This is a genomic window from Tardiphaga sp. P9-11 (assembly GCF_008329525.1).
Lineage (GTDB): Bacteria > Pseudomonadota > Alphaproteobacteria > Rhizobiales > Xanthobacteraceae > Tardiphaga.
Genome location: NZ_NPKQ01000002.1, coordinates 1,251,932 through 1,276,454 on the forward strand (window position 1 = coordinate 1,251,932; position 24,523 = coordinate 1,276,454).

The window sequence follows — 24,523 nt, forward strand, 5'->3', positions numbered from 1 at the left end:
GGCGAGCCGTGATCGGCTCGCCTGATCGACTTAGTTGGATTGTGCCGCCTTGATCAGCTCGCGACCAATGATCACCTTCTGCACTTCGGTGGCGCCTTCATAGATGCGCAGCGCACGGATCTCTCGATAGAGCTCTTCGACCTTGACGCCGGACTGCACACCCATGCCACCGAAGATTTGCACCGCGCGGTCGATCACGGTCTGCGCTGCTTCGGTCGCATACATCTTTGCCATGGCGGCTTCGCGTGTGATGCGCGCCGCGCCCTGATCCTTGGTCCAGGCCGAGCGATAGACCAGCAGAGCCGACGCATCGATGGACGTGGCCATCTCCGCGAGTCCCGCTTGCGTCAGCTGAAGATCGCCCAGCGTATGACCGAACATTTTCCGCGTTACCGACCGATGCAGCGCCTCGTCGAGCGCACGTCGTGCGAGGCCAAGCGCGGCTGCGCCTACCGTCGAGCGGAACACATCGAGCGTCGCCATCGCCACCTTGAAGCCTTCGCCTTCCTTGCCGATGCGGTTCGCCAGAGGCACGCGGCAATCCTCGAACTTCAGCGTCGCCAGCGGATGCGGCGCGATCACATCGATACGCTCCGCAATGGTGAAGCCGGGCGTACCGGCATCGACGACGAAAGCACTGATGCCACGCGCGCCGGATTCGCCGGTGCGCAGGAACACCACATACTGGTCGGCAATGCCGCCATTGGAAATCCAGGTCTTCAAACCGTTGATCCGAACATGATCAGGACCATCCGGCACAGCCGTCGTCGACATGGCAGCGACGTCCGAACCAGCATCAGGTTCGGACAATGCGAAAGCCGCGATGGCTTCGCCGCTGCCGACGCGTGGCAGATAGCGATCTTTCAGCGCCTCCGAACCGAACAGACTGATCGGACCGGTGCCCAGACCCTGCATCGCAAACGCAAAGTCAGCGAGACCAGTTTCATAGGCCAGCGTTTCGCGGATCAGACACAGTGAGCGCACATCGAAAGTTGGATACATTCCGCCATGGCTCGCCGGCACCGCCGCGCGTAGCCACCCGCCATCGCCAAGCGCCCTCACGAGACGCTTGCAGGAGCCGTCGACGTCATGATGATCGACCAATCCCGGCAAGGTCGCTTTCGCCCAGCGCGACAGACCCGTGGCCAGTTCGCGGTGATGGTCCTCGAAAAATGGCCAGGACAAAAATGACTGATCGGACATGGCTTCCTCCCTCGATACATCGGCAATCGACATTGTTTTAAACCTAAAGAAATTTCGGACAAGGGCGATTGCCGGGCACCACACCGTTGCCAAGCCGAGATGCATAATCCCTCGATTGGAGGCGTGACCGGCGACACCGGCCGTGCCTCCGGATGAGGCAACCCACAACCCTTTAAGTCTAAAACTATCGCTTTTCATATATCTCGGACATGCTAGGATTGTCTTGTCCGACAGCACAGGAGGCCTACGCGTGCCAAATTCTGCAGCCCTGACGACGAAGGACGGCCGCTTCGGCTTTGAAGCCAAAGGCGATTCCGCAGCAACGCCGCTGGTGTTTCTCCATGGGATCGGCGGCGCCGGCCGCGGCTGGCGCCACCAGATCGATACATTCGGCGACCGCTATTACGCTATCGGCTGGGACATGCCGGGCTATGGCGGCTCGGCGCAGCTACCGGCGCCAAGCATTCCGGCTTTCGCCGAAGCGCTGAAGGATTTTCTCGCACAGATCGGCGCCGTGAAGCCCGTACTGGTCGGTCATTCCATCGGCGGCATGATCGTACAGCGGTTCATGGTCGACTATCCCGATCTCGCCGGCGCCATCGTGCTCGCTCAGACGACCTCGGCCTTCGGCAGTTCAGACGGCGAATGGCAAAAGAACTTCATCGACGCCCGGCTTGGCCCGCTCGACCGCGGCGAGACCATGGTCTCGATGGCGCCGAAGCTGGTCGCGGGCCTGATCGGCGATGATGCAGATCCTGCCGGCCTTGAACTCGCACGCGACTGCATGGCCTCCGTCAAGCCCGACACCTATCGCGCTTCGATGAAGGCGATGATCGGCTTCGATCTGCGCAAGAACATCGCGGACATCAAAATACCGACTTTAGTCCTATCCGGTTCAAAAGACAACAACGCTCCGGCAAAGACGATGGCAAAGATGGCAGGCCTCGTGCCCGGCTCGACCTATGTCGAACTCGAAGGCGTCGGCCATCTCGCCAGCTTCGAACGTCCACACGAATTCAATGAAGTACTCGCCGACTTCCTCAAAACCAGCCACAACCTTTCGGGGTCAACCTCATGAACAAGCCTGCCAGCAAGCCCGACCTCGACAGCATCGTCCTCGATAAGCCGATGTTCGATCCCAAGGCTCATCGTCTCGATGACGAACAGGCCGGGTTGATCACCAAGGCGCGCGAGCTGGCGCAGGCCAATTTCGCTGGCCGCGCCGCGAAGTGGGATACCGAGGCCACCTTTCCGCTGGAGAACTACAAGGACCTGCACAAGGCGGGCCTGCTGGGTATCTCGATCCCGAAAGCCAATGGCGGTTCGGGCGCCGGCTATCAGACCTATTCGCTCGCTGCTGCCGAAATCGGCCGCTATTGCGGCGCTACCGCGCTGACCTGGAACATGCATGTCTGCTCGACGCTGTGGTCCGGCCCACTCGCCGATGACCTCGACATGGATGACCAGATGCGCGCCGAACAGCACCGCCGCCGCGCCATCCACTACAAGCGCATTGTCGAAGACGGCGCGATCTATTCGCAGCCGTTCTCCGAAGGCGGCGCAGCAGCTGCCGGCGGCGTAGCCTTCGGCACCGAAGCCAGGCCCGTCAAGGGCGGCTGGATCGTCAACGGCAAGAAGATCTTCGCGTCGCTGTCGGGCTTCGCCGATTACTACGGCGTACTCTGCACTGAGGTAGCCGAGGGCGAAAAGGCTTCACGCCGTAACACGCTGTATCTTGCGATCTCGGCCAAGTCCGAAGGCGTCTCGGTCGTCGGCGACTGGGATCCGCTCGGTATGCGCGGCACGGTTTCGCGTACGCTGATCTTCAAGGACGTATTTGTCCCGGAAGACGCAGCTCTGATGCCGCGCGGCGTCTATTTCCAGGCAGCGATGCGCTGGCCACACATGTTCCTGACGCTGTCGCCAACTTACGTTGGCCTCGCGCAGGCCTCCTACGATTTCACCGTGAAGTATCTCCGCGGCGAAATCCCGGGCATGCCGCCGGTCAAGCGCCGGATGTATCCGACCAAGCAGATTGCCGTCGCGCAAATGCAAATCAAGCTCGAACAGCTCAAGTCGACCTGGTTCCAGGCCGTGACCGAAGCCTGTGCCAATCCGAGCAAGGAGCAGGTGCTGCGCGCCTACGCCGCTCAGTACACCGTGATGGAAGGCGCCAACGAACTTGCCGCACTGGCAATCCGAACCTGCGGCGGCCAGGCCATGCTGAAGACGCTGCCGCTGGAGCGCATCTATCGCGACAGCCGCTGCGGCGCGCTGATGCTGCCCTGGACCGCCGAACTCTGCCTCGACCGTATCGGTCGCGAAGCACTCTACGAGGCCGGCGAGAAAGACGAGTAATCGTGGATCTCTCGAGCCTCATCGCACGCAACGCCGCATTCACGCCGGACAAGCCCGCGATTCATTTTGAGGGCGAGACGCTCAGCTATACCGCGTTCAACACGCGGATCGAGGCCACGGCGAAGGCACTGAAGACAGAATGCGGCGTCGGTCGCGGCGATCGCGTCGCGATCCTGAGCCTGAACAGGCCGGACTATCTCGTACTGCTCTATGCCTGCGCGCGGCTTGGCGCGATCATGGTGCCGCTGAACTGGCGGCTCGCGGTTGCCGAGCAATTGTTCATCCTCTCCGACGCCTCGGTGAAGGTGCTGGTGCTGGAAGAAGGCTTTGCGGCGATCCTGCCATCGCTTGCGAAGGATTTGCCGGACACCCGCGTGGTCGCGTTCGACTTCACACCACCTGCGCCCGGCCAGACACTCGACACCCTGCTGTCCCGCGCCTCCGGCGATGGCCGTAATCCGCATACCGATCTCTCCTGCCCGCTGCTGATCGTTTACACGTCGGGCACCACCGGTCGCCCGAAAGGCGCCGTACTGCGCCAGGAAGCGCTGCTGTGGAACGGCGTGATGAGCCAGCACATGCATGGCCTCACCTCGGACGATCACGTGCTGACCGTGCTGCCGTTCTTCCATGTCGGCGGCCTCAACATCCAGACGACACCGGCGCTGCATCATGGCGCGAGCGTCACGATCCATGCGCGCTTTACGCCGGACTCGACGCTCGCAGCGATCGCGCGGGAGCGCCCGACATTGACCGTCTGGGTACCCGCGCTCATCCAGGCGATGACCGAGCATCCCGGCTGGGCTCCGACCGATGTGTCCTGCCTCAAGGCCGTGTCCACCGGCTCCAGCATCGTGCCGCCGCATCTGATCGAACGCCTGACCAAGCGCGGCATTCCGGTGCTACAGGTCTATGGCTCGACCGAGACCTGCCCGATCTCGGTCTATACGCGGCTCGGCGGCGACCTGTCGCGTACGGGATCGACGGGTTTGCCTGGCCTGTGCTGCGAAGCCATCATCATCGACGACAACGGCAACGAGCTGCCTGCCAAGGCCACCGGCGAGATCGCGGTGCGCGGCCCCAACGTGTTCTACGAATATTGGGGCAACGAGGCCGCGACGCGCGAGGCGCTTCATGACGGTTGGTATCGCACCGGCGATATCGGCACACGCGATGATGACGGTTATTTCTGGGTCCACGACCGCAAGAAGAACATGATCATTTCCGGCGGCGAGAACGTCTATCCCGCCGAGGTCGAGCGCGTGCTGCTCGAACATCCTGATGTCGCCGATGTCGGCGTTGTCGGCGTGCCCGATCCCAAATGGCAGGAAGTGCCCGTTGCCTATGTCCTGCTGCGGCCAAATTGCAGCGTGACGGCCGAGGCGCTGAAGGCCCATGTTCTGACGCAGCTCGCGCGCTACAAGCAGCCGCGCGACATCGTATTCGTTACAGATTTGCCGCGCACGGCGCTCGGCAAGGTGCAGCATTTCAGACTGAAGCAGGTTCAGGCGGGAACGCCGAGCGACGGAGAGACCAATTGAAGATCGCAGTATTGGGTGGCGGCAACGGTTCCTTCGCAGCCGCGGGTGATTTCGCATTGCAGGGCCATGATGTCCGCTTGTGGCGTCGCGATACCGAGGCTGTTGCCGAACACAAGAAGGCCGGCTCGCGCATCAAGGTCAAGAATGCGCAGGGCACCCACGATACGCAATTGACGCTGGTGACGACGGATATTGCTGAAGCGATCAAGGACGTCGAACTGATCCTCTGCCCCGCACCAGCCTTTGCGCAGCCCGATATCGCCAAGCGGATCGCGCCTCACCTCAAGGACGGTCAGGTCGTCTATCTGCCGCCGGCCACCTTCGGCTCAATGATTTTCGCCAAGGCCGCGCACGACGCCGGCAACACCGCCAAGGTCGCTTTCGCCGAGACGGGCACGCTGCCCTGGCTGGCGCGCAAGCATGGCCCGTTCGAGGTCGCTATCACCATCCGCGCCAAGCGGCTCCCGACCGGCGTGTTCCCGCTTCACATGATGGACTACGCCTGCAAAGTCATCGACAAGGCCTTCCCCGGCGTCATCGAGCCGTGTGGTGACGCGCTGTCCGGCGCGCTGATGAATGCCGGCCCGATCATCCATCCGCCGCTGATCGTGATGAATGCCGGACCATTGGAGCATTTCCCGACCTGGGACATTCACAAGGAGGGTACGCAGCCCGCGATCCGTCGCGTCACCGATGCGCTCGATGCCGAGCGCATCGCGATCCGCGAGGCCTTCGGGTACAACGGCGCGCATTTCCCGCTAGCAGACCACTACGCCAAGGAAGGCGAAGAGTGGATGTATGGCCGTGGCTCGCATGATCGCCTGACCGACTCAGGTGACTGGCGCGAGCATATCGTGCTGACCGAGCATCGCTACATGCGCGAGGATCTGCGCACTGGCCTGTCGTTCTTCCTGTCCTGCGCTACGCTCGCCGGCGTGGAGACACCGCTGGTCAAGGCGTTCCTCGCCATCGGCGGCGCGATCTGCGGCGAGAACTTCCTCGAAGGCGGCCGCACGCTCGACAGCCTCGGCTTCGGCAAGCTCGACCGCGCCGGTCTGTTGAAGCTGCTGCGCGAAGGCTTTGCCGCATGAGCATTCGTCCCGCCATCGCATGTCTCGGCGCAGGTCGCATGGGCCGCGGCATTGCCGTCGCCTTTGCCTATGCCGGCCACAATGTCGCGATAGTCGACTTCAAGGCGCGCTACGCCGACAAGTTCAAGGCGCTGGAAGCCGAGGCGCTCGGCGAGATTCGCAAGACTTTTGCCAGCATGGCGCGCTTCGGCCTGCTCACTGAAGCCGACATTGAGACGCTGGTGTCGCGCGTCATCGTCGTCCCGGAAGCAGGTGCCGGCGCCGCGCTGAGCAGCTCTGCGATCATCTTCGAAGGCGTACCTGAAGTGCTCGATCAGAAGCGTGACGCGCTGGCCCGCGCGTCACAGCTCGCTGGTCCCTCACCGGTCATCGCATCGACGACCTCCACCATTCTGGTCGACGATATCTCCAGCGCCGTCGAGCATCCCGAACGCTTTCTCAATGCGCACTGGCTGAATCCGGCCTATCTCGTGCCGCTGGTCGAAGTCTCGCCAGGCGCCAAGACCGATCCGGCGGTCACCGCGCGGGTGAAGGAGATGCTCGAAGGCATCGGCAAAGTGCCGGTGGTTTGCGCCGCGACGCCCGGCTATATCGTACCGCGTATCCAGGCGATGGCCATGAACGAAGCGGCACGCATGGTCGAGGAAGGCGTTGCGAGCCCCGAGGATATCGACAAGGCGATCAAATACGGTTTCGGATTCCGCTTCGCGGTGCTGGGCCTGCTTGAATTCGTCGATTGGGGCGGCGGCGATATTCTGTACTACGCCAGCAAGTACCTGACCGGTGCACTGAACAACGATCGCTATTCGTCGCCGGAGATCGTCGGCCGCAATATGGCCGAGGGCAAGATCGGCCTCAAGACCGGCGAAGGCTTCCTCAATTACGAGGGGCTCGATGTCGATGCCTATCGTGAAGGACGGCTGTCGGCCTTCGTGGATCTGCTGAAGCACTTTCAGCTGCAGAAGCCGCCGGTGCTTTGAGCACCGGCCAGTACTTTCTACACCTCCGGAAATCCGCGCAGCAGATAGCTGCGCAGCCAGTGCAGCAGGCTGTTCAGGATCAGACCGAGCATCGAGATCATGATCAGGGGCACGAACATGTCCACGGTCTGGAACGTACGCGCGGCCTGCACCAGCATGTGACCGAGACCGTCGGTCGAGGTGATCATCTCGGCCAGGAACACCACGATGCAGGAGATCACGAGGCCGATGCGGCAGCCGGTGAGGATCGACGGCATCGCGGCGGGCAGCACCACCTTGAACAGGATCTGCCAGCGCGGCGTGCCGGCGGCCATCGCCGACCAGATCAGCTTCTGCTCGACCATCGACGCGCCGTAATAGGTCGAGAGCAGGATCGGAAACAGTGCGTCGGCGGTGACGAGCGTGATCTTGGAGGCGTGGTCGAAGCCGAGGATCAGCAGCAGTGCCGGGTACAGCGCGATCTTCGGAATCGGCGCCAGCACGCGCACCAGCGGCTTGACCACAGCATTGATCGCCGGACTCACCGCTGCGGCAAGACCGATGAATACGCCGACAACGACCGCGATGCCGAAGCCGGCGAACAGACGGATCAGGGTCGCGGCGATATCGTGCAGGAAGTCGCCGTTGAAGAAGTCCTTCGCCAGCTTGCCGAACACGGCGCCCGGCGGCGGCAACAGGCTCGTCGGCGCGAAGCCAAAAGAGATCAGCGACTGCCACAGCGCGATGAACAGCACGATCGGCGTGATGCCCAGCAGAACCGAATTGATGCGTGTCTGGGTCATGTTGCGCTCACGTGAAGCTGAGAGGCATGTCGTCACGCGGTTGCGACCAGCGCACCAGTGACAAGCGAAGCTTCTCGAAGGCCGCATCGAAGACGATGCCCATGGCGCCGATGATCAGGATCATGGCGAACACTGTGTCGTATTGCGCCATGTCGAGCGAGTTGAACAGGATGTTGCCCGCGCCAGACTGGCGCGCGATCATCTCGGAGGTGATCATCGTGATCAATGCCAGCACCAGACCGGTGCGGCAGCCCGTGAGAATTTCGGGCAGCGCCGCGGGCAGCACGATACGCAGCATGCGCATCGGCGCCGACATCCCCATCGCAGCACCGGACCACAGCATCTTCTCTTCGACGGCCTTGGAGCCCTGGAAGGCATGATAGATGATCGGCAGCGAGACGCCGAGGAAGATAACGAGGATCTTGGAGACGTCGCCGACGCCCATCCACAGCATGATGATGGGCATCAGCGCCGCTTTCGGCACCGGATAGATGATCATCATCAGCGGATTGAAGAAGGCCGCGACGGCCTTGATGCGCCCCATCAGCAAACCGAGCGGGATCGCAAACATCACCGCGAGCACGAGGCCGATGGCCATGCGACGGATGGAATCGAGAATGTTCAGCAGCGATCCCTTGTCGCCGAGAATCGATGGAATGGCCTTGATCGCCTCCAGCGCGGTCGGAGAGCTTTCGGTATCCAGCCGCAGCGAGGCAATCTGCCAGACACACAGCAAGCCGATGCAGGCGAACAATGGCGAAAGTGTCTTGAGCACCCCGCGCACGGTCATCACAGATGATCCTTGCCGCCATCGTCGATCATCTTCTCGATATCGACGATGTATTTCTGGAAGCGCGCATCGAGCAAGAGGTCAGCACGCTTGCGCGGTCGCGGCAGGTCGATATCGACAATCTGCTTGATCGAGCCGGGCGAGCGCGACATCACGATCACCTTGTCAGAGAGATAGACGGCTTCCTCGACCGAATGCGTCACGAACAACACGGTCTTGCGCTGACGATCCCAGATATCGAGCAGATCGTTCTGCAGCCGCGTGCGCGTATGCGCATCGAGCGCGCCAAACGGCTCGTCCATCAGCAAGACAGCAGGATCATAGGCGAGCGTACGTGCAATCGCGACGCGCTGTTTCATGCCGCCGGAGAGTTCTTTCGGATAGAAATTCTCGTAGCCCTTGAGGCCAACCATTTCCAAGAGCTTGCGGCCACGGGCTTCCGCTTCGGCCCTCTTCACGCCCTGCTGGCGCAGGCCGTACATGACGTTGCCGAGCACGTTCTTCCACGGGAACAGCGCGAATTCCTGAAACACCGGACCGCGGTCGGGACCCGGTCCCGTGATCGCCTTACCCTTCACCTTGGCCACGCCATCGGTCGGCTGCACGAAGCCACCGACAATATAGAGCAAGGTCGACTTGCCGCAGCCTGAAGGTCCAAGGATCGAGACGAAGGCGCCGTCTTCGATGGTGAGGTTGATATCCGACAGCGCCAGATGGCTTTGCTTGCCGGAGGTCTGGAAGCGCTGCGAGACGTGATCGATCTCGATCATCGCCGCTGCAGAATCGACACCGGAAGATTTGCGGCCGGAAACCGGTTCCGCATCAGTGTGAGCGTCCGAACGTAGCGACACCACCTGCATTCCCGGTCCTTCATTTGCCATGCACGCATTGCAATCACGACGGCCCGACTGTGTCCATCATGCTGACGGACACAGCGTAGCCGGAAACTGCAATTACTTTAAGCTTCAAATTTATGCGGGCAACGCCTTTTTGCTAGTCAGCCCCTGCTGCGAACAGGTCAATTTCCGGCAGCAGGGCTTTCGGCGCTTTCCCGGCCTTAATCGCGGAAATACGGCTCCACAGGGCCCGACAGCTTGATCAGCAGCGGATTGCCGTACCGGTCCTTTGCTGCACCTGCGGGCACCTTCACCCAGCCTTCGCTGACACAATACTCTTCGACATTGGTCTTCTCGGCGCCCTTGAAGCGAATGCCGACATCGCGCTGCAGCACTTCGGCATTGTAGAACGGGCTTCGCGGATCGGTGGACAGGCGATCGGGCAGATCGGTTGATGCGTTGGTGTTGTCGGTCATAGCAGCGCCTCGATTTTCTCTCGCAGTGATTCAGGTTTGGTGGTCGGCGCAAAACGCTCGACGACCCGTCCGGAACGGTCGACCAGGAATTTGGTGAAATTCCATTTGATTCCCGACCCCAGCAATCCGGACTTTTCAGATTTCAGGTAATTATACAATGGATGCGCGTGAGCGCCATTCACGTCGATCTTCTCAAACAATGGGAAGGTGACGTGGTAATTGGTCTCGCAGAAGCTCTCGATCGCCTTGGCATCGCCGGGCTCCTGCGCGCCGAACTGGTTGCAGGGAAAGCCCAGCACAGAAAATCCGCGCGGCGCAAAATCCTGCTGCAATTTCTCCAGCCCCTCATATTGCGGCGTAAATCCGCATGCGCTCGCCGTGTTGACGATCAGCAGCACCTGGCCTTCGAACTGCCGGAGCGCGACGGTTTCGCCGGACAGTGCATTCGCAGAGAAATCCGAGATGCCGGTCATCGCACTGATCCCTTTCAGGCCGTCATGGGATCGCAGGGCATCGGCGGGGTACCGCCGGCCTCTATGGCTTCGCCGGCCAGCAGACACAGATCCTCGCGGTAGCGGCCGGCGACTACCTGCACACCGGTCGGCGCGCGGCCGACGAGGCCGGTGGCGACGCTCAGCGCCGGCAGGCCCATGAAGGGAATTCCAATTTGTGGCATCTGGGCGGCCCAAACGCGATCGAACGATTCCTGGCCCTGCATATCCAGATGATCCGGGAATGGCAGTTCGCCAGACATCGGCATCAGCACCACGCTGTAGGTCTGCAGGAATAGCTCCCAGTCGCGCACGAAGGTGGAGCGGCGCACCAGCGCCCGTGACAGGCCGCCGTTGTCGAAGTCGACCAGCTTGTCCTTCTGGCCGCGTAGGCAGACCAGCGCCGCGGGATCGCCCTCGCGCTCGGCAGCGTCCAGCATGCCCTGATAGCCATCGCCGAACCAGATTTGCGTCTGCAGCGCTGCGGCCTCGCGCAGCGCCGGCGTGTTCTCGACTTCCTCGACGATCCACCCTGCCCGCTCCAGCCGCTTTCCGGCATCGCGCACCGCGGCTTCGACATCGGCTGATATAGCAAGCCCGTCGGGCCGCAGACACATGGCGGCGCGCTTTGCGCGCTTTGGTCCTTCGAGCGGCGCCGGCACCCACCATGGATCGCGCGCGTCGGGCTGCGACATCGCGGCAAGGCCGAGGCGGACATCGTTGATGGTGCGCGCCAGCGGGCCTGACACCGCAGTGATCTGGCCGGAGATGATGCGCTCGGGCAACGCCTGATTATAGGCGGCGATGCGGCCGACGGTTGGACGCAGACCGTGCACGCCGCAGGCATAAGCGGGATAGCGGATCGAGCCGGCGATATCGGTGCCATGGGCGATGTGACCGATGCCCGCGGCGACCGCGCTCCCCGCGCCACCTGACGAACCGCCCGGCGTCAGCGAGGGATCACGCGGGTTTTTGGTATCGCCATAGAGCTGATTGGTGGTGAACCAGCGATAGGAAAATGCCGGGCAATTGGTGCGGCCGATGATGACGGCGCCGGCCTTCAGCAGATTGTCGATCACCGGGCTGTTGGTCGTGGCGATGATGCCGTTCTGGATCTTCACGCCGTTCGATGTCGGATAGGTCGCGTAATCGATATTCACCTTGACCGTGACAGGCACGCCGCCGAGCGGGCCGACATTCTCTCCATCAGCGATGGCCGCATCGATCGCATCCGCCCGTGCCAGCGCCTCATCGGGCCGATGGTCGACCACGGCATTGACGGCGGGGTTCACTGCATCGAGCCGTGCGAGGCCAGCCACCGTCGCCTCCCTGGCGGACACCTTGCGGGTACGAATGAGTGCGGAGAGGTCAGTTGCCGACAGGCGCCAGAGATCGTTCATGCAGTGCTCCATTGCTTGTCGCTTGTTAACGCAGGCGGGCGGAGATTGCCAATCAGGCGCGATTTCGCAGTCTCGCGGCGCCGAAGCGTCCGAGTTATGAGCATTCCTTCCCACCCTCAATCGAGAGGGCGTGCGGAACGCCGGGTGCCCGTTGCACCCTTGGACCTGATGCGATGCGGTCTTCCGCAATAGTGAATGCATCAGGACTTTCGGAGGCGCAGGGCGAGGAAGTGCCCAGCGTTCCGCACGCGGTGTTTGACGGGGTGCCCGGCTTTCCAGATGAATCCTCAGATCACCATTGTCTGACTCATTGCGATGAGTCGGATTAGCGCAGCCAAGAACCGAACGCCTCGGATGAAGTCGTCCGTCACACTGTCCAGGATTCTTTCCATCCAAAGGTCGGCCGTCTCCTTGCCAGTGGCAGTGCTGGCGCAGATCCGTCCTGCCCGAAGACAGACGTCCTCCATGAACCGCGTAACGCCGCATCTCCAGCGCCCACCGCATCCAGCCCCGCGACCGTGACGATCGCGATCGCCCCTCTCATCGGGGCCGGACGATGTGGATAATAATCCTGAAAGGGATACTGTCAATGGGAGCTAGGAAAAAATGTTTAATCCGGCCCCAACCACAAAGGTCCCGAAGTGACATCGCGCGGGCTCCCGCGCGATGTCAGTTCACCCTTGCGAGAAAATACGCCAGCTCCACGATCTGCGCTTCGGAGATCGACTGCATCACATCGGCCATGGTGGCATCGTAGCCGTGGCGGGAGTTGTCCTTGTATTCGCGCATGGTCTTGGCGAGATAATCCTCGCGCTGATTGGCAATGCGCGGAATGTTGTCGCGGCCGGAGAAATCCGCGTTGTGGCAGCTATCGCAGCGGAATTGCGAGGTCAGCGCCTTCGCCGCCTGCATCCGTGCAGGGTCGCCGGCTTCGCGCGCGACTGGCTTCGGCAGCGTCGCCAGATAATCCGAGAACAGGCGCAGATCGTCGTCGGTGAGCTCTTTGGCCATGTCGTTCATAGGCTCGGCGACACGAAGCTTCTCGCGAAACATATAGAGCTGGATCAGCGAATAGGCCGGCTGCTGCGCACCGAGCGACGGCGTGTTGTCGGTTTCAGACACGCCCTTCTCGCCATGGCACGCAAGGCACGGCGCGGCGCGCTCGGTGATGGGTTCGGCTGACAGGGATGGCGTAGCGAGGCACGACAACGAGACGAGTGAGAGGACGATGACGGCAAACGGGCGCATCGGGTTGCTTCTTTCGACTTAGCTCGTCATTCCGGGGCGCGCTCTTGCGCGAACCCGGAATCCCGACATGGCTGAACACTTTGAGATTCACCACCACTCCAATTGGAGTGGCTGAGGTCCGTACTTCAGCGTCTTCGCCGCTTTCGTACGCCCCGGAGTGACAGTGGAAATAAAACACTTCTGGATTCCGGGTTCACGCGCGCGAAGATGCGCGCGTGAACCGGGAATGACGGTGTTTGGCTACTTCGCGCCCGCCACCTTCTGCTTGCCATAGGTGATACGATAGATCGCGCCGTTCCAGTCGTCGGACACCAGCATCGATCCGTCCTTCATCTGCAGCACGTCCACAGGGCGGCCGAGATATTTGTTATCCTCGATGAAGCCGGTGAGGAACGGCTCGACGGATTTCACCGTGCCGTCCTTGTTCAGCTTCGCGACAACGACGTCACCGCCGAGCTTCGTGGTCTTGTTCCAGGAGCCGTGGCGCGCGATGAAGATCGCGTCCTTGTAAGCGGCCGGGAACATCTTGCCGGTGTAGAACCGCATGCCCAGTGCCGCCGTATGTGACCCGAGCAGGCCGACCGGCGCCGTGTAGTCCGCGCAGGACTTGCCCCAGCCGAATTCCGGATCGAGAATATTACCCTGCAGACAGTAAGGCGCGCCGAAGTCTTCACCCGCCTTGGTGACACGGTTGAGTTCGTCCTCCGGCACCGCTTCCGACATCCAGTCGCGGCCGTTGTCGGTGAAGTACATCTGCTTGCTGGTCGGATTCCAGTCGAAGCCGACAGTGTTGCGGACGCCCTTCACATAGACCTCGGCGCCGGTGCCATCGAGATTCATGCGGCGAATCTGGCCATGAGCCTCGTCATGCAGCACGTTGTTGCCGGGCTGGCCGACCGGCACATAGAGCTTGTTGTCCGGCCCGATGCCGATGAACTTCCAGCCATGGGCTTCATCCTTCGGAAGGTTGTCGTAGATCATGGTCGGCTTCGGCGGATTTTCGAGATTGTCCTCCACCTTGTCGATCTTGGAGATCTTCGAGAGTTCGGCGATGTAGAGCGTGCCGTCCTTGAAGGCGAGACCGTTCGGGCGATAGAGGCCAGACGCGAGCACCTTCACCTGGCGCTTGCCGTCCTTGTTCATGACGGCATAGACCTTGTCGACGAGGCGCGAGCCCACAAAGACCGTGCCCTTGTCGCCTTCGCGCATCGAGCGCGCATTGGCCATGCCGGCGGCGTAAACCTCGATATTGAAGCCCGCGGGGACCTTCAGCTTCGCGAGCGGCAGCTTGTCGGCGGCGGAGGGAATCGGCGGCGGCGCAACCGGCGCGAGCTTGGCTGCGGCGGCGCCGTCTGGACGGCCGATCAGCGGCGAGCCGGGCGGCAGGGCTGGCGCAGCAGGCGCTGCTGCCGCAGTTGCGGCCGGCGCGGGAGCTGCAGCTTGCGGCGCAGCGGGTGCGGGAGCGACTGCCGGGGCTGGAGCCGCGGCAGCGGGTGGCGACGCCGCAGGCGGCGTGGCTGGTGTCGTGTCGGATTGCTGGGCGAAGGCGCCGCTCGCAAAGACGCCGATGAACGCACCGGCAAGCAATGCCTGACGTGCGGAGGTGTAAACACTCATGGATCTCTCCCCTTTCAAGGAAGCCTTCTCTGCGCGCAGCACACATCTGATGCGCCGCCCCCGAGGCTTTCCAGATCGCACTGTTGGATATTTTTACGCCGCTGCGCAATCAAAACATGGCGCGCGAGCAAGTCTGCACGGATTCCCGCAATCGACCAGTGCCTCGGTTCTGATAGAATCAGAACCGAGGCACTGGCTTTTTGTATTGACGCGAACCGGTGCCCACTTCGCTCGACAACGCTCTAATGCCGTGTTGCGGACTCGTCGGTGGCATCGAGCAGCGCTTCGGTGAACGGGAATTCGAGCACGATCTCACCGTCCTTGTCCGTGACTTCCAGCACCGCTTTCAGCAGATCGCTCGGCGTGCCCTCGGAGCGCAGCAATTGCAGGATCATCGACCGGGCCACATCCCAGGCATGATCGGGATCGCGCAGCTCCTCGCCTTCGGGATCGACCACCAGCTCGTCGTTGATGCGCGTGTTGAAGAAATAAAGCGGCATGGCAATTCTCTTTGGCGCTGGAAACCCCTGACGCCAAAATCCCGGAAGATGCGGCGCCTGAACACGAATCGAGTGCCCCTCAATCGAAGGCCTTCGCTATCTATGGAACGTTTTCGCCATTGCAATATTGCAGCGCAATCGATTGTGCATTGCACGCATATTGTACCCCCGCAGCTTCACATTGTGATGACGAAGTTGTTGGCGAACCTTTGGGCAGGGATTACAGTTGTGGTCATGCAGTACCTGACTGCAGACAAGCGGGAGATTATGATGGCCTGGAAAGCACCAAAGATCGTCGAAGTTGCAGTCGGCATGGAAATCAACATGTACGCCTGCGCAGCGCGCAAGTAAGACTTGAGCTCACGCTAAGATCTTAAGTTTTGGGGCGCCTTCGTCACTGACGGGCGCCCCGCGTCTTTTCACGAGACGCGAATGGCTCAAGAGACAAATTAGGCGGTTCGGGGCGATTTCATGTTGCGTGTTGTCGTTCTTGGAGCCGCGGCCGGCGGCGGTGTTCCGCAATGGAACTGCGGATGCCGGATTTGTCGTGCGGCACGCAGCGAACGACCGGAGCTGCAAAGCGGTCAGGCCTCGGTCGCGATCTCGACCGACAATGCCAACTGGTTCCTGGTCAATGCGTCGCCCGATCTGCGGCAGCAGGTGACCGCTACGCCCCAGCTTCATCCCCATCCCGATCATGTCAGGCACTCGCCCATCGCCGGCGTGATCCTCACCAATGGTGAGGTCGATGCGGTGGCCGGGCTCTTGTCCATGCGGGAAGGTTCGCCATTTACAATCTATGCGCACCAGCGTGTGCTGGCGATCCTGAAAGCCAACAGCATCTTCAACGTGCTCTCGGATAAAAACGTGCGCCGCGAAGCCATCCAGATTGACGAATCTTTCGAACCGACGCTGCAGGATGGCACGCCGTCCGGCCTGCAGGTGCTGCCCTTCGTCGTCCCCGGCAAAAGCGCGTGGTATCTTGAAGGACAGGCACATCCGGCTGGCGAAGATGGTGACGGCGATACGCTGGGACTTCGCATCGCCGAGAAGGCTAGCGGCAAGTATTTCTATTTCATTGCGGCCTGCGCGCGCGTGACGCCCGAACTGAAGACGCGCATCGCAGGCGCTCCGCTGGTGTTCTTCGACGGCACCGTCTGGCGCGACGACGAGTTGATCGCTGCGGGATTGGGTCAGAAGACCGGCCAGAGCATGGGGCATCTGTCAATGTCCGGCACGCAGGGCGCCATCAGCGAATTGGCCGACGCCGGCATCGCCAGAAAGTTCTTCCTGCACATCAACAATTCGAACCCGGCGCTGCTGCATGATTCCACCGAGCGCGCCGCATTGACCACCGCCGGCTGGCAAATCCCCGGCAACGGCATGGAGATCACCCTGTGAAGATATCTGCGCTGTCGCTCGATGTGTCGGTCTCGCTCGACAACGCCGCGCAACTGGAAGAGACGCTGCGGCATATCGGCGCGACGCGCTATCACAGCCTGCATCCGTTTCATAAATTGTTGCATGGCGGCAAGCTCAACAAGGGCCAAGTGCAGGCCTGGGCGCTGAACCGCTATTATTACCAGAGCACGATCCCCATCAAGGATGCGGTAGTCATCTCGCGGTTTCGCGACCGCGCGACACGGATGGAATGGCGGCACCGGATAGAGGATCACGATGGCGATGCCGGCACCGAGGGTGGCATCGAACGCTGGCTGAAGCTCACCGAAGGCCTCGGCCTCGACAGCGCCTATGTGGAATCCACCGAAGGCATCCTGCCGGCGACGCGCTTTGCCGTGGAGGCCTATGTGCATTTCGTGCGCGACAAGACACCGCTGGAAGCGATCGCCTCGTCGCTGACGGAACTGTTCGCGCCGAACCTGCATGAGGAGCGCATCTCCGGCATGCTGAAGCACTATGATTTCGTGAACCCTGACATCATGAGCTATTTCAGCCGCCGCCTGACCCAGGCGCCGCGCGATGCCGGCTTTGCGCTGGATTACGTCAAGCAGCACGCCACCACGCCGGCCGAGCGCCGTGCAGTGTGCAATGCACTGATCTTCAAGACCAATGTGTTGTGGGTGCAGCTCGATGCGCTGTATCATGCCTATGTGGACGGCCATGTGCCGCCGGGCGCGTTCGTCCCGGCAGCGAACTAGAGGCTGAGAGATGTCGGAATTGCGCAGCAATCGCCGGATCAGCGTCAGCGCGGACAGCAAGCCCGTGCTGCCGCGCCACGCCAAGCTGAAATTCGACGAAACGCGCCAGCGCTGGGTGATCCTCGCGCCGGAGCGCGTGCTGGCGCCCGACGACATCGCCGTGGAAATTCTGCAGCTCTGCGATGGCGTGCGCAACGTCACCGACATCATCGACTTGCTGGTGGCGAAATACGCCGCGCCGCGCGACGACATTGGTGCCGACGTTGTCGCCATGCTGCAGGACCTCGCCGACAAGGGCTTCCTCACGCAAGCGCGGGAGAAGACAGCATGAGCCCTACTCTCACAGATGCCAGTCCCGTCTTCGCCGATCCCGCCGACAGTCTTGCGATCATGGAGCGCACGCGCTCGACCGCTGAAACCTTCGGCATTCCCTTGGCCGTGCTCGCCGAGCTGACCCATCGCTGCCCGCTGCAATGCCCGTATTGCTCCAATCCCGTCGAGCTCGATCGCGGCGGCACGGAGCTCACCACCGACGAATGGAAGAAGGTCCTCTCCGAGCTCGCCGAGATCGGCGTGTTGCAGATCCACTTCTCCGGCGGCGAGCCGACCGCGCGCAAGGACATCGTCGAGCTGGTGCAACACGCCACCGATGTCGGGCTGTATTCCAACCTCATCACCTCGGCCGTGCTGCTGACGCGCGACAAGCTCAGCGCACTGGCGGATGCCGGGCTGTGCCATGTGCAGATCAGCTTCCAGGGCAATGAACCCGTGGTTGCCGATCGCGTCGGCGGCTTGAAGAATGGCCACGTGAAGAAGCTCGAAGTCGCGAAGTGGACCCGCGAACTCGATCTGCCGCTCACGGTGAACGCCGTGATGCACCGGCAGAACCTGCATCAGCTCCCGGACATCATCCAGATGGCCGTCGATCTCGATGCCGACCGGCTCGAAGTCGCCAATGTGCAGTACTACGGCTGGGCACTGAAGAACCGCGCCGCCCTGATGCCGACCATCGATCAGATCGACGAGACCAGCCGCATCGTCGAGGATGCGCAGGTACGCCTAAAGGGCATCCTCGATATCGACTATGTCGTACCGGATTACTACGCGCTGCGACCGAAGAAATGCATGGGCGGCTGGGGCCGGCAATTCTTCAATATCTCCCCGGCCGGCAAAGTGCTGCCGTGCCACGCCGCCGAGACCATCACCGGAATGGAATTCGAATCCGTACGCTCCAATCATTCGATCGCCTGGATCTGGCAGAATTCCGAAGCCTTCAATCGCTATCGCGGCACCGGCTGGATGCCCGAGCCGTGCCGGAGCTGCGAATTCAAGGAAGTGGATTTCGGCGGCTGCCGCTGCCAGGCCTTTGCGCTGACCGGCGACGCCGGGAATACCGACCCGGCCTGCACGCTGTCGCCTGTTCACGCCGAAATCTTCAAGATGGCCGAGATGGAATCCACTGAGGGCCGCGACCGTTTCATCTATCGCAACTTCAACGGCGGCACGCTGGAAGTGGAAGAACCACATTTGGACAGCACTCATGGCGCCTGACGCCGATATCGGCAAAACCACCGGTTCGTCCGATCCCTTCGCGCCTCTCACTTCCGAGCATCTCGACGTCGGCGACGGCCACACGATCCATGTGGAGTCCGTCGGCCACCGGGGCGGTATCCCTGCAGTATATCTGCATGGCGGCCCCGGCTCGGGCTGCCAGCCCGATCATCGCCGGCTGTTCGATCCGCAGCGCTTTCACACCGTCCTGTTCGACCAGCGCGGTGCCGGTCGCAGCAAGCCGAAGGGTTTTCGCGAGGCGAATACGCTGCCCCACCTGATCGCAGATATAGAAACGATCCGCACCAAATTCGGCTTCGACAAATGGCTGGTGGTCGGCGGCTCCTGGGGCGCGACGCTGGCACTCGCTTATGCGCGGGCCCACCCGGACCGCGTCACCGGCATCGTGCTGCGTGCAACGTTTCTCGGCACGCGGGAAGAATTGCATGATGTATTCGACGTCATGTTGCCGCGGCACTATCCCGGCCTGCATGAAGATTTTCTGAGCGCCCTTCCCGAAGCCGAGCGCGCCGATCCGTTGCCGAACTTCTATCGCCGTATTCTCGATGCCGATCCGGCCGTGCATGTCCCGGCGATCCGCGCCTGGGGCGGCACCGAAGCCGTCCTGTCGGAAATCGCGCCGAAGCGCACGCGGCTCGACCGTGCCGAACTCGGCAACACCACGCGGCCGATGCCGGCCACGCCGGCGATGGAAGCACATTACTTCCAGCACGATTGCTTCATGCGGCCGCACCAGCTCATGGAAGACGTAGGCAAACTCGCCGGCATTCCCGGCGTCATCATTCAGGGCCGTTACGACTTCCTCTGCCCGCCCGCGACATCGCACGCCCTGGCCAGGCGCTGGACGGATGCTGAGATGCGCATCGTTGAAGGCGCCGGTCATAGCCTGTATGACCCCGGCATGCGCGATGCGGTGATGAAGGCCATCGCCGATGTGGCGTCAAAGTCGAAGTAGGCTTGGAAACTGAAATAGGACTTCCGGAATGCCGATCGCGGGAACGGGAATGCTGATGACGTCGATGGATATCGACGCGGCACATGAGCAGGAATTCAACGCGTGGTACGACCGCGAGCATCTCGCCGAGCGCGTCGCCATCGAAGGCTTCGTCGAGGCCCGGCGTTACGTGGCCGTCAACGCCAGGCCGAAATATCTCGGGCTCTATTCGACCGCGACATTCGACGTGCTGGACAGCGACGCCTATCGCACGGCACTGGCCAACCAGACCAAGTGGTCGCTGGCCAATATCGGCCGCTTCCAGAACATGTTGCGCTCGGTAGCGCGGATCACCGTCAGCCGCGGTCAGGGCCGTGGCGCGGCATTGGGTCTGGTGCGTATCCGCCCCCCCGTCGATGGCGGTGACACACTGCGCAGTGCTATCGAAGCACAGCTCGATCCCGGCGATATCAACGGCATCATCTCGATGCATCTGATGGAGAGCGATCCGCGGCTGTCGAAGCCACTCACCGACGATCCCGCCGCGCCCAATCCGGCGGCGCGCGACTGGTATGTGATGATCGACGGCACCGATGTGGATGCGGTGACGGCGACCATGAACGGTCGCTTCGATGCAGCCGTCAAGGCAGCTTCCGCGGAGCTGATTTCCGAGGGGACCTACCGGCTGATGTGGGATCTGGCGAAGAGCGACCTCTGAATCGTTCATCACAGTGACTGCGCAGGATTTGAGTGAACAGTGCGCAATTTGGCTACTACAATTCGCGCGATGATACTTTTAAATAGATAGTTCGTACGAATACCGCCGATAACAACGCGATGATTAACAGTATAGCGGCATCCTGATGCGACAATAGGCAACCACTCAGATTGGACTGGTTGACATTTATCAAGGATAGGCCGCCATGCCACGCTTTCGTTTTTCCGTTGGACTTCGTATTTATAGTATAATCGGATTGAGTTTCTGCGGCTTGATCGGACTGGCCGCGATGCAGACGATCAATCTCAGGGATTCTCTGAAAGAGCAGCGTCAGGAAGAACTGCGGCACCTCACCGAGGTTGCGCTCAGTATTGCCAAGGAAGAGCACGGCGCATCACTCGATGGTCGCGTCACCGATGACGTTGCCCGCAAACAGGCTGCCGAGCGAATTTCAAAACTGCGCTACGGCAATGGCGATTATTTCTGGATCAATGACTTTGGTCCACGCATGATCATGCATCCGACCAAGCCTGAGCTGAACACGCAGGATCTCGGCTCCATGAAGGATCCCGCCGGCAAACTGCTGTTCGTTGAATTCGTGAAGGTCGTTAACGCAAGCGGCGCCGGTTTCGTGGACTACCAATGGCCCAAACCCGGCAAAGCTGCGCCGCAACCGAAGCTGTCTTATGTGGCAGGCTTCCAGCCATGGCAGTGGGTGATCGGCACCGGCGTTTATATCGATGATCTCGAAGCTCAGCTTTGGAACAGCGAAAAAAACCTGATGATCGCCATTCTGGCCGTCGTTGCGCTGCTCGGCACGGTGACGCTGATCATCGCTCGCCGGATGTCGTCTGCACTTGTGGCCATGACCCGGTCGGTCACGAAGCTCGGCGAAGGCGACTTCACCGTCAGGCTCGCTGGCCTCAACCGTAGCGACGAGCTTGGTGACATGGCACGCTCGATCGAGCAGTTCAAGATCAAGGCAGCCGAAAAGGCTCAAGCGGAGGCCAGGCTTGAAGAAGAGCGTCGCCACAGTGCCGAACAGAGCAAGGCGCGCGCGTTACAGGAGATGGCCGAGACCGTCGAGCGCGAAACCAACGTCGCGGTGGGTGAAGTAGCCGCCGGAACCGAGCGGATGAGCGGCAGCGCTGTGCTGATGAGCGACAGCGCCGTCATGCTCGGAGAGAACAGTAGTAGCGTTGCTGCCGCAGCGGAGGAAGCGCTCGCCAATGCGCAAACCGTCGCGAAGGCGTCGTCCCAACTGAGTTCGTCGATCGCGGAAATCGCCACGCAGGTGAACTCCTCGCGTTCGTTGACCCTGGAAGCCGTCACCGCATCCGGTCACGCCCAGGCGACGATCGGAAAGCTGTCGGAGGCCGCGACCAAGGTCGGCACGGTGACCAACCTGATCAATGAGATCGCCAGCCAAACCAATCTTCTGGCACTCAACGCGACCATCGAAGCCGCACGGGCGGGTGAAGCGGGCCGTGGCTTCGCCGTGGTCGCCTCGGAAGTCAAATCGCTAGCTCAACAGACCGCCAAGGCGACAAGCGAGATCGCACTGCAGATCACTGAGATCCAGGAAGCCACCTTGGCATCGGTCGCATCGATCAACCTGATTGGTGACGTGATCCGCAAGGTTGAAGCAGTATCCTCGGTTATCGCAGCGGCAGTCGAAGAGCAGAATATCGTGACCGAGGAGATCTCCCGTACCGTCGAAGAGACCTCGCATGCCGCTCGCGAGGTTGCAGCCCAGATCTCCACCGTCTCGAACGAAGCGATCGAAACCGGCCGGCGCGCCGCGGAAATCCGCGACGGATCGGCCGATATCGCGATCAAGATCGATCAGTTGCGCGCCACGCTGGTACGGGTCATTCGTACATCCACAAGCGACGTCGATCGGCGAACCTCGATCCGCCTCGAGATCGGCCGCCGCGGCAAACTTATGCTGCATGGCCGCTCCATCGATGTGACGGTGCGTGACCTTTCATTGGGCGGCGCGATGATCGACGAGAACATTGCCGCCGCCAACGTCGGGGCGCCGATGACTTTGACCATCGACGGGATCGGCGCCGAACTGGGCGGCATCGTCACACGCAAGGATGCCGCTTCGACCTTGCTCTCGTTCACGCTAACGCCCGCCGCAAAAAAGGCTGTCGGCGAGTACGTCCAACTGCGTCGCGCGGCCTGAGGCCGGCGCCCCAATCCGCTTCGACCGGCACTTTCGTGCCGGTCGATCTGAGGATTCATCTCCCCTGTCTTGAACGCATTCCAGCCCCGCCGCGACCAAGGTGAGCTGGCCCGGATCTGGCCGCTTCACCTTGCGAGACGTCCATGGCCCGCGTGTTTCCGATCACCGCCCTCACCGCAGCCCTTCTGGTTTCAGCCGTTGCTGGCAGCGCTGCTCGCGCCGAGGACGAGCCGGTCAAGGTCGATGCGGTGAAGGCAGCCGAATTCAACAAGCGCATGTTTGCCGGCTCGCTGGGTCCGAAGCTGAGCTATGCCTGCTTCGTCCGGCGCTATGACGCCGAGCATCTGGCACGGCATCCCAAACAGAAGGTCAGCACCATGAAGCTGCTGGTCGTCGCCGGGCATCCGCCCGAGGAAAGCTATACGCCCTACTCGTTCCGGCTCGGATTCAAATATCGCCATCGCAAAGGCGACTGGGATTCCAGCGGCTCTTGCGGCCAGATCCAGGATACCGACAAGGGCCAGGAAGTGAAATTCGCTTGCAGCGTCGATTGCGATGGCGGCGGCATTGGGATCGGCCTGGCCAAAGAAAACGACGCGACGCTGGTCCGCGTCGAGCGGGTCCGCATCTGGCAGAACAGCAAGCCCGATGAAGAACCCGGCACCGACGCGCTCACCGGCGGCGAAGACGACAAGATTTTCCGGCTCGACCGCACGGACCTGAAGGAATGTGAATCGTTGATCACGGACCGCAAGGAACTCGCAGCGATGCGCAGCAAGTGAGCGCGATTGACGCCAAACCGGAGCAGGTCATGAACCGACGCAGCCTATTGTGTACCGCCCTGTCGTCGGTCGGCGCGGGATTATTGGCATCGCGAGCGAATGCCGTGACGGCCGACGAGAAACCGCCCGCCAAGCTGAAGGTCGCCTATCATCTCGCCGATGCTGATCGGGTTAGCTTTGCGCTCGGCAATATCCAAAATCATTTCGACGGCGTCGGCGGCCCTGACAATGTCACCATCGCACTGGTCGTGCTCGGCCCGGCGCTGCGCGCCTTCGCGCTGACCCAGGCCAATCCCGATATGACCAGCCGGGTCGCGAAGTTCGCCAAGGCCGGCCTGCAGATGGCCGCTTGCGCCAATACAATGAGAGCGCAGGAGGTAACGCTCACCCAGCTGCAGCCGGGTTTCACCATTGCCGACCGAGGCGGCGTGGTCAAAATCGCAGAGCTGCAGTCGCAAGGGTATCTCTATATTCGACCGTAGCCCGGACGAAGCGCAGCGCGATCCAGGCTGGAAAGCGTGATCAGAAGTCGGGGCGAAGGACCGACAACAGGTATTCCAACGCATCTGATTCCGTCGGAAAGTGGCGGATGCCGGACTCAAGGCCGCGCTCGCTGTAAAATACGGTCCATTTTGTGTCGCGCGTCTCCAGTACGTGGCACTCGTCGCGACGATGGTCCAGACCGAATGATCGCGGATCGATATTCCGCGTTCGGGCGGCCTCCAAAAACTCATCCTTGGTCATCGATCGCCCTTCGCATAAGTGCTCCGACAGCGTCTCCGGCGGAAACAGCCTCATAAATCCGACGCACAAAATTTACACAATCGTCATTTCGCGCACCGGGTCCGCCGAAC

General features: G+C 61.6%; 26 protein-coding genes. 15 read left to right on the forward strand and 11 right to left on the reverse strand.

The features are described 5' to 3' along the window. Positions 1-30 precede the first annotated feature (30 nt). Positions 31-1,203 carry an acyl-CoA dehydrogenase family protein gene (locus CIW50_RS12255; RefSeq protein ID WP_149531464.1) on the reverse strand — a complete coding sequence of 391 codons (1,173 nt, stop codon included), beginning with the start codon at positions 1,201-1,203 and terminating at the stop codon, positions 31-33. A gap of 250 nt (positions 1,204-1,453) precedes the next feature. Here CIW50_RS12255 and CIW50_RS12260 point away from each other — a divergent pair, with 250 nt between their 5' ends. From CIW50_RS12260 to CIW50_RS12280, 5 genes are read left to right on the forward strand one after another with little or no spacing between them, the layout of a single operon-like run. Next, positions 1,454-2,281, forward strand: a complete 828-nt coding sequence (locus CIW50_RS12260; RefSeq protein WP_149531465.1) for an alpha/beta fold hydrolase — start codon at positions 1,454-1,456, stop codon at positions 2,279-2,281. Beyond that, positions 2,278-3,561 carry an acyl-CoA dehydrogenase family protein gene (locus CIW50_RS12265; RefSeq protein ID WP_246664232.1) on the forward strand — a complete coding sequence of 428 codons (1,284 nt, stop codon included), beginning with the start codon at positions 2,278-2,280 and terminating at the stop codon, positions 3,559-3,561. The genes CIW50_RS12260 and CIW50_RS12265 overlap by 4 nt, the downstream gene beginning before the upstream one ends. A gap of 2 nt (positions 3,562-3,563) precedes the next feature. Beyond that, entirely contained in the window at positions 3,564-5,102 is a 1,539-nt protein-coding gene (locus tag CIW50_RS12270) for a class I adenylate-forming enzyme family protein (protein ID WP_149531466.1), read from the forward strand. Further along, entirely contained in the window at positions 5,099-6,193 is a 1,095-nt protein-coding gene (locus CIW50_RS12275) for an NAD/NADP-dependent octopine/nopaline dehydrogenase family protein (RefSeq protein ID WP_149531467.1), read from the forward strand. Before CIW50_RS12270 ends, CIW50_RS12275 begins: the two co-directional genes overlap by 4 nt. Beyond that, complete coding sequence (locus tag CIW50_RS12280) at positions 6,190-7,173, forward strand: 3-hydroxybutyryl-CoA dehydrogenase (protein ID WP_149531468.1); 984 nt, start codon at positions 6,190-6,192, stop codon at positions 7,171-7,173. The genes CIW50_RS12275 and CIW50_RS12280 overlap by 4 nt, the downstream gene beginning before the upstream one ends. Positions 7,174-7,190: 17 nt before the next feature. On the opposite strand, the gene CIW50_RS12285 is transcribed toward CIW50_RS12280, so the two are convergent. The 9 genes from CIW50_RS12285 to CIW50_RS12325 form a co-directional block, all read right to left on the reverse strand. Then, on the reverse strand, positions 7,191-7,955 hold the full coding sequence (locus CIW50_RS12285; RefSeq protein WP_116660881.1) for an ABC transporter permease: 765 nt from the start codon (positions 7,953-7,955) through the stop codon (positions 7,191-7,193). Positions 7,956-7,962: 7 nt separating this feature from the next. Next, positions 7,963-8,745: an ABC transporter permease gene (locus CIW50_RS12290; RefSeq protein WP_149531469.1), complete on the reverse strand. Its 783-nt coding sequence runs from the start codon at positions 8,743-8,745 to the stop codon at positions 7,963-7,965. After that, the gene (locus CIW50_RS12295; RefSeq protein ID WP_246664254.1) at positions 8,745-9,515 is read right to left on the reverse strand and encodes an ABC transporter ATP-binding protein; all 771 of its coding nucleotides are present in this window, start codon (positions 9,513-9,515) and stop codon (positions 8,745-8,747) included. The genes CIW50_RS12290 and CIW50_RS12295 overlap by 1 nt, the downstream gene beginning before the upstream one ends. A gap of 287 nt (positions 9,516-9,802) precedes the next feature. Continuing rightward, complete coding sequence (locus CIW50_RS12300; RefSeq protein ID WP_149531471.1) at positions 9,803-10,057, reverse strand: DUF3297 family protein; 255 nt, start codon at positions 10,055-10,057, stop codon at positions 9,803-9,805. Then, positions 10,054-10,530, reverse strand: coding sequence for a glutathione peroxidase (locus tag CIW50_RS12305; RefSeq protein WP_149531472.1), 477 nt, complete (start codon positions 10,528-10,530; stop codon positions 10,054-10,056). The genes CIW50_RS12300 and CIW50_RS12305 overlap by 4 nt, the downstream gene beginning before the upstream one ends. Positions 10,531-10,544: 14 nt before the next feature. Next, positions 10,545-11,948, reverse strand: a complete 1,404-nt coding sequence (locus CIW50_RS12310; RefSeq protein ID WP_149531473.1) for an amidase family protein — start codon at positions 11,946-11,948, stop codon at positions 10,545-10,547. Positions 11,949-12,617: 669 nt separating this feature from the next. After that, positions 12,618-13,196 (reverse strand): c-type cytochrome, encoded by a 579-nt coding sequence (locus CIW50_RS12315; RefSeq protein WP_149531474.1) that lies wholly within the window; start codon positions 13,194-13,196, stop codon positions 12,618-12,620. A gap of 240 nt (positions 13,197-13,436) precedes the next feature. Then, positions 13,437-14,813, reverse strand: coding sequence for a PQQ-dependent sugar dehydrogenase (locus tag CIW50_RS12320; protein ID WP_246664233.1), 1,377 nt, complete (start codon positions 14,811-14,813; stop codon positions 13,437-13,439). A 242-nt stretch (positions 14,814-15,055) separates the two neighbouring features. Beyond that, the gene (locus CIW50_RS12325; RefSeq protein WP_089267437.1) at positions 15,056-15,313 is read right to left on the reverse strand and encodes a DUF6894 family protein; all 258 of its coding nucleotides are present in this window, start codon (positions 15,311-15,313) and stop codon (positions 15,056-15,058) included. 270 nt (positions 15,314-15,583) lie between these two features. On the opposite strand from CIW50_RS12325, the gene pqqA reads away from it, so the two are divergent. The 10 genes from pqqA (at position 15,584) to CIW50_RS12375 (ending at position 24,151) form a co-directional block, all read left to right on the forward strand. Next, positions 15,584-15,664: a pyrroloquinoline quinone precursor peptide PqqA gene (gene pqqA / locus CIW50_RS12330; RefSeq protein WP_089267584.1), complete on the forward strand. Its 81-nt coding sequence runs from the start codon at positions 15,584-15,586 to the stop codon at positions 15,662-15,664. A gap of 120 nt (positions 15,665-15,784) precedes the next feature. After that, positions 15,785-16,714: a pyrroloquinoline quinone biosynthesis protein PqqB gene (pqqB, locus tag CIW50_RS12335; protein WP_149531475.1), complete on the forward strand. Its 930-nt coding sequence runs from the start codon at positions 15,785-15,787 to the stop codon at positions 16,712-16,714. A gap of 2 nt (positions 16,715-16,716) precedes the next feature. Next, the gene (gene pqqC, locus CIW50_RS12340) at positions 16,717-17,472 is read left to right on the forward strand and encodes a pyrroloquinoline-quinone synthase PqqC (protein WP_149531623.1); all 756 of its coding nucleotides are present in this window, start codon (positions 16,717-16,719) and stop codon (positions 17,470-17,472) included. Positions 17,473-17,482: 10 nt separating this feature from the next. Then, positions 17,483-17,803, forward strand: coding sequence for a pyrroloquinoline quinone biosynthesis peptide chaperone PqqD (gene pqqD, locus CIW50_RS12345; RefSeq protein ID WP_149531476.1), 321 nt, complete (start codon positions 17,483-17,485; stop codon positions 17,801-17,803). After that, positions 17,800-19,023, forward strand: coding sequence for a pyrroloquinoline quinone biosynthesis protein PqqE (gene pqqE, locus CIW50_RS12350; protein ID WP_149531477.1), 1,224 nt, complete (start codon positions 17,800-17,802; stop codon positions 19,021-19,023). Before pqqD ends, pqqE begins: the two co-directional genes overlap by 4 nt. Next, entirely contained in the window at positions 19,013-19,999 is a 987-nt protein-coding gene (pip, locus tag CIW50_RS12355) for a prolyl aminopeptidase (protein WP_149531478.1), read from the forward strand. Before pqqE ends, pip begins: the two co-directional genes overlap by 11 nt. A gap of 28 nt (positions 20,000-20,027) precedes the next feature. Next, complete coding sequence (locus CIW50_RS12360; RefSeq protein WP_149531479.1) at positions 20,028-20,696, forward strand: DUF4286 family protein; 669 nt, start codon at positions 20,028-20,030, stop codon at positions 20,694-20,696. 205 nt (positions 20,697-20,901) lie between these two features. Further along, positions 20,902-22,887 (forward strand): cache domain-containing protein, encoded by a 1,986-nt coding sequence (locus tag CIW50_RS12365; protein ID WP_149531480.1) that lies wholly within the window; start codon positions 20,902-20,904, stop codon positions 22,885-22,887. 143 nt (positions 22,888-23,030) lie between these two features. Next, positions 23,031-23,669: a hypothetical protein gene (locus tag CIW50_RS12370; RefSeq protein ID WP_149531481.1), complete on the forward strand. Its 639-nt coding sequence runs from the start codon at positions 23,031-23,033 to the stop codon at positions 23,667-23,669. A gap of 29 nt (positions 23,670-23,698) precedes the next feature. Beyond that, positions 23,699-24,151, forward strand: a complete 453-nt coding sequence (locus CIW50_RS12375) for a DsrE family protein (RefSeq protein WP_149531482.1) — start codon at positions 23,699-23,701, stop codon at positions 24,149-24,151. A 40-nt stretch (positions 24,152-24,191) separates the two neighbouring features. On the opposite strand, the gene CIW50_RS12380 is transcribed toward CIW50_RS12375, so the two are convergent. Beyond that, the gene (locus tag CIW50_RS12380; protein ID WP_149531483.1) at positions 24,192-24,413 is read right to left on the reverse strand and encodes a hypothetical protein; all 222 of its coding nucleotides are present in this window, start codon (positions 24,411-24,413) and stop codon (positions 24,192-24,194) included. Positions 24,414-24,523 lie beyond the last annotated feature (110 nt).

Excerpts from the sequence above, each read along its gene's own strand:
- CIW50_RS12255 (WP_149531464.1), bottom strand. The coding sequence starts at position 1,203 with ATGTCCGATCAGTCATTTTTGTCCTGGCCATTTTTCGAGGACCATCAC.
- CIW50_RS12265 (WP_246664232.1), top strand. The coding sequence starts at position 2,278 with ATGAACAAGCCTGCCAGCAAGCCCGACCTCGACAGCATCGTCCTCGAT.
- CIW50_RS12280 (WP_149531468.1), top strand. The coding sequence starts at position 6,190 with ATGAGCATTCGTCCCGCCATCGCATGTCTCGGCGCAGGTCGCATGGGC.
- CIW50_RS12285 (WP_116660881.1), bottom strand. The coding sequence starts at position 7,955 with ATGACCCAGACACGCATCAATTCGGTTCTGCTGGGCATCACGCCGATC.
- CIW50_RS12290 (WP_149531469.1), bottom strand. The coding sequence starts at position 8,745 with ATGACCGTGCGCGGGGTGCTCAAGACACTTTCGCCATTGTTCGCCTGC.
- CIW50_RS12295 (WP_246664254.1), bottom strand. The coding sequence starts at position 9,515 with ATGATCGAGATCGATCACGTCTCGCAGCGCTTCCAGACCTCCGGCAAG.
- CIW50_RS12300 (WP_149531471.1), bottom strand. The coding sequence starts at position 10,057 with ATGACCGACAACACCAACGCATCAACCGATCTGCCCGATCGCCTGTCC.
- CIW50_RS12305 (WP_149531472.1), bottom strand. The coding sequence starts at position 10,530 with ATGACCGGCATCTCGGATTTCTCTGCGAATGCACTGTCCGGCGAAACC.
- CIW50_RS12310 (WP_149531473.1), bottom strand. The coding sequence starts at position 11,948 with ATGAACGATCTCTGGCGCCTGTCGGCAACTGACCTCTCCGCACTCATT.
- CIW50_RS12315 (WP_149531474.1), bottom strand. The coding sequence starts at position 13,196 with ATGCGCCCGTTTGCCGTCATCGTCCTCTCACTCGTCTCGTTGTCGTGC.
- CIW50_RS12320 (WP_246664233.1), bottom strand. The coding sequence starts at position 14,813 with ATGAGTGTTTACACCTCCGCACGTCAGGCATTGCTTGCCGGTGCGTTC.
- CIW50_RS12325 (WP_089267437.1), bottom strand. The coding sequence starts at position 15,313 with ATGCCGCTTTATTTCTTCAACACGCGCATCAACGACGAGCTGGTGGTC.
- pqqA (WP_089267584.1), top strand. The coding sequence starts at position 15,584 with ATGGCCTGGAAAGCACCAAAGATCGTCGAAGTTGCAGTCGGCATGGAA.
- pqqB (WP_149531475.1), top strand. The coding sequence starts at position 15,785 with ATGTTGCGTGTTGTCGTTCTTGGAGCCGCGGCCGGCGGCGGTGTTCCG.
- pqqD (WP_149531476.1), top strand. The coding sequence starts at position 17,483 with ATGTCGGAATTGCGCAGCAATCGCCGGATCAGCGTCAGCGCGGACAGC.
- pqqE (WP_149531477.1), top strand. The coding sequence starts at position 17,800 with ATGAGCCCTACTCTCACAGATGCCAGTCCCGTCTTCGCCGATCCCGCC.
- pip (WP_149531478.1), top strand. The coding sequence starts at position 19,013 with ATGGCGCCTGACGCCGATATCGGCAAAACCACCGGTTCGTCCGATCCC.
- CIW50_RS12360 (WP_149531479.1), top strand. The coding sequence starts at position 20,028 with ATGCCGATCGCGGGAACGGGAATGCTGATGACGTCGATGGATATCGAC.
- CIW50_RS12365 (WP_149531480.1), top strand. The coding sequence starts at position 20,902 with ATGCCACGCTTTCGTTTTTCCGTTGGACTTCGTATTTATAGTATAATC.
- CIW50_RS12370 (WP_149531481.1), top strand. The coding sequence starts at position 23,031 with ATGGCCCGCGTGTTTCCGATCACCGCCCTCACCGCAGCCCTTCTGGTT.
- CIW50_RS12375 (WP_149531482.1), top strand. The coding sequence starts at position 23,699 with ATGAACCGACGCAGCCTATTGTGTACCGCCCTGTCGTCGGTCGGCGCG.
- CIW50_RS12380 (WP_149531483.1), bottom strand. The coding sequence starts at position 24,413 with ATGACCAAGGATGAGTTTTTGGAGGCCGCCCGAACGCGGAATATCGAT.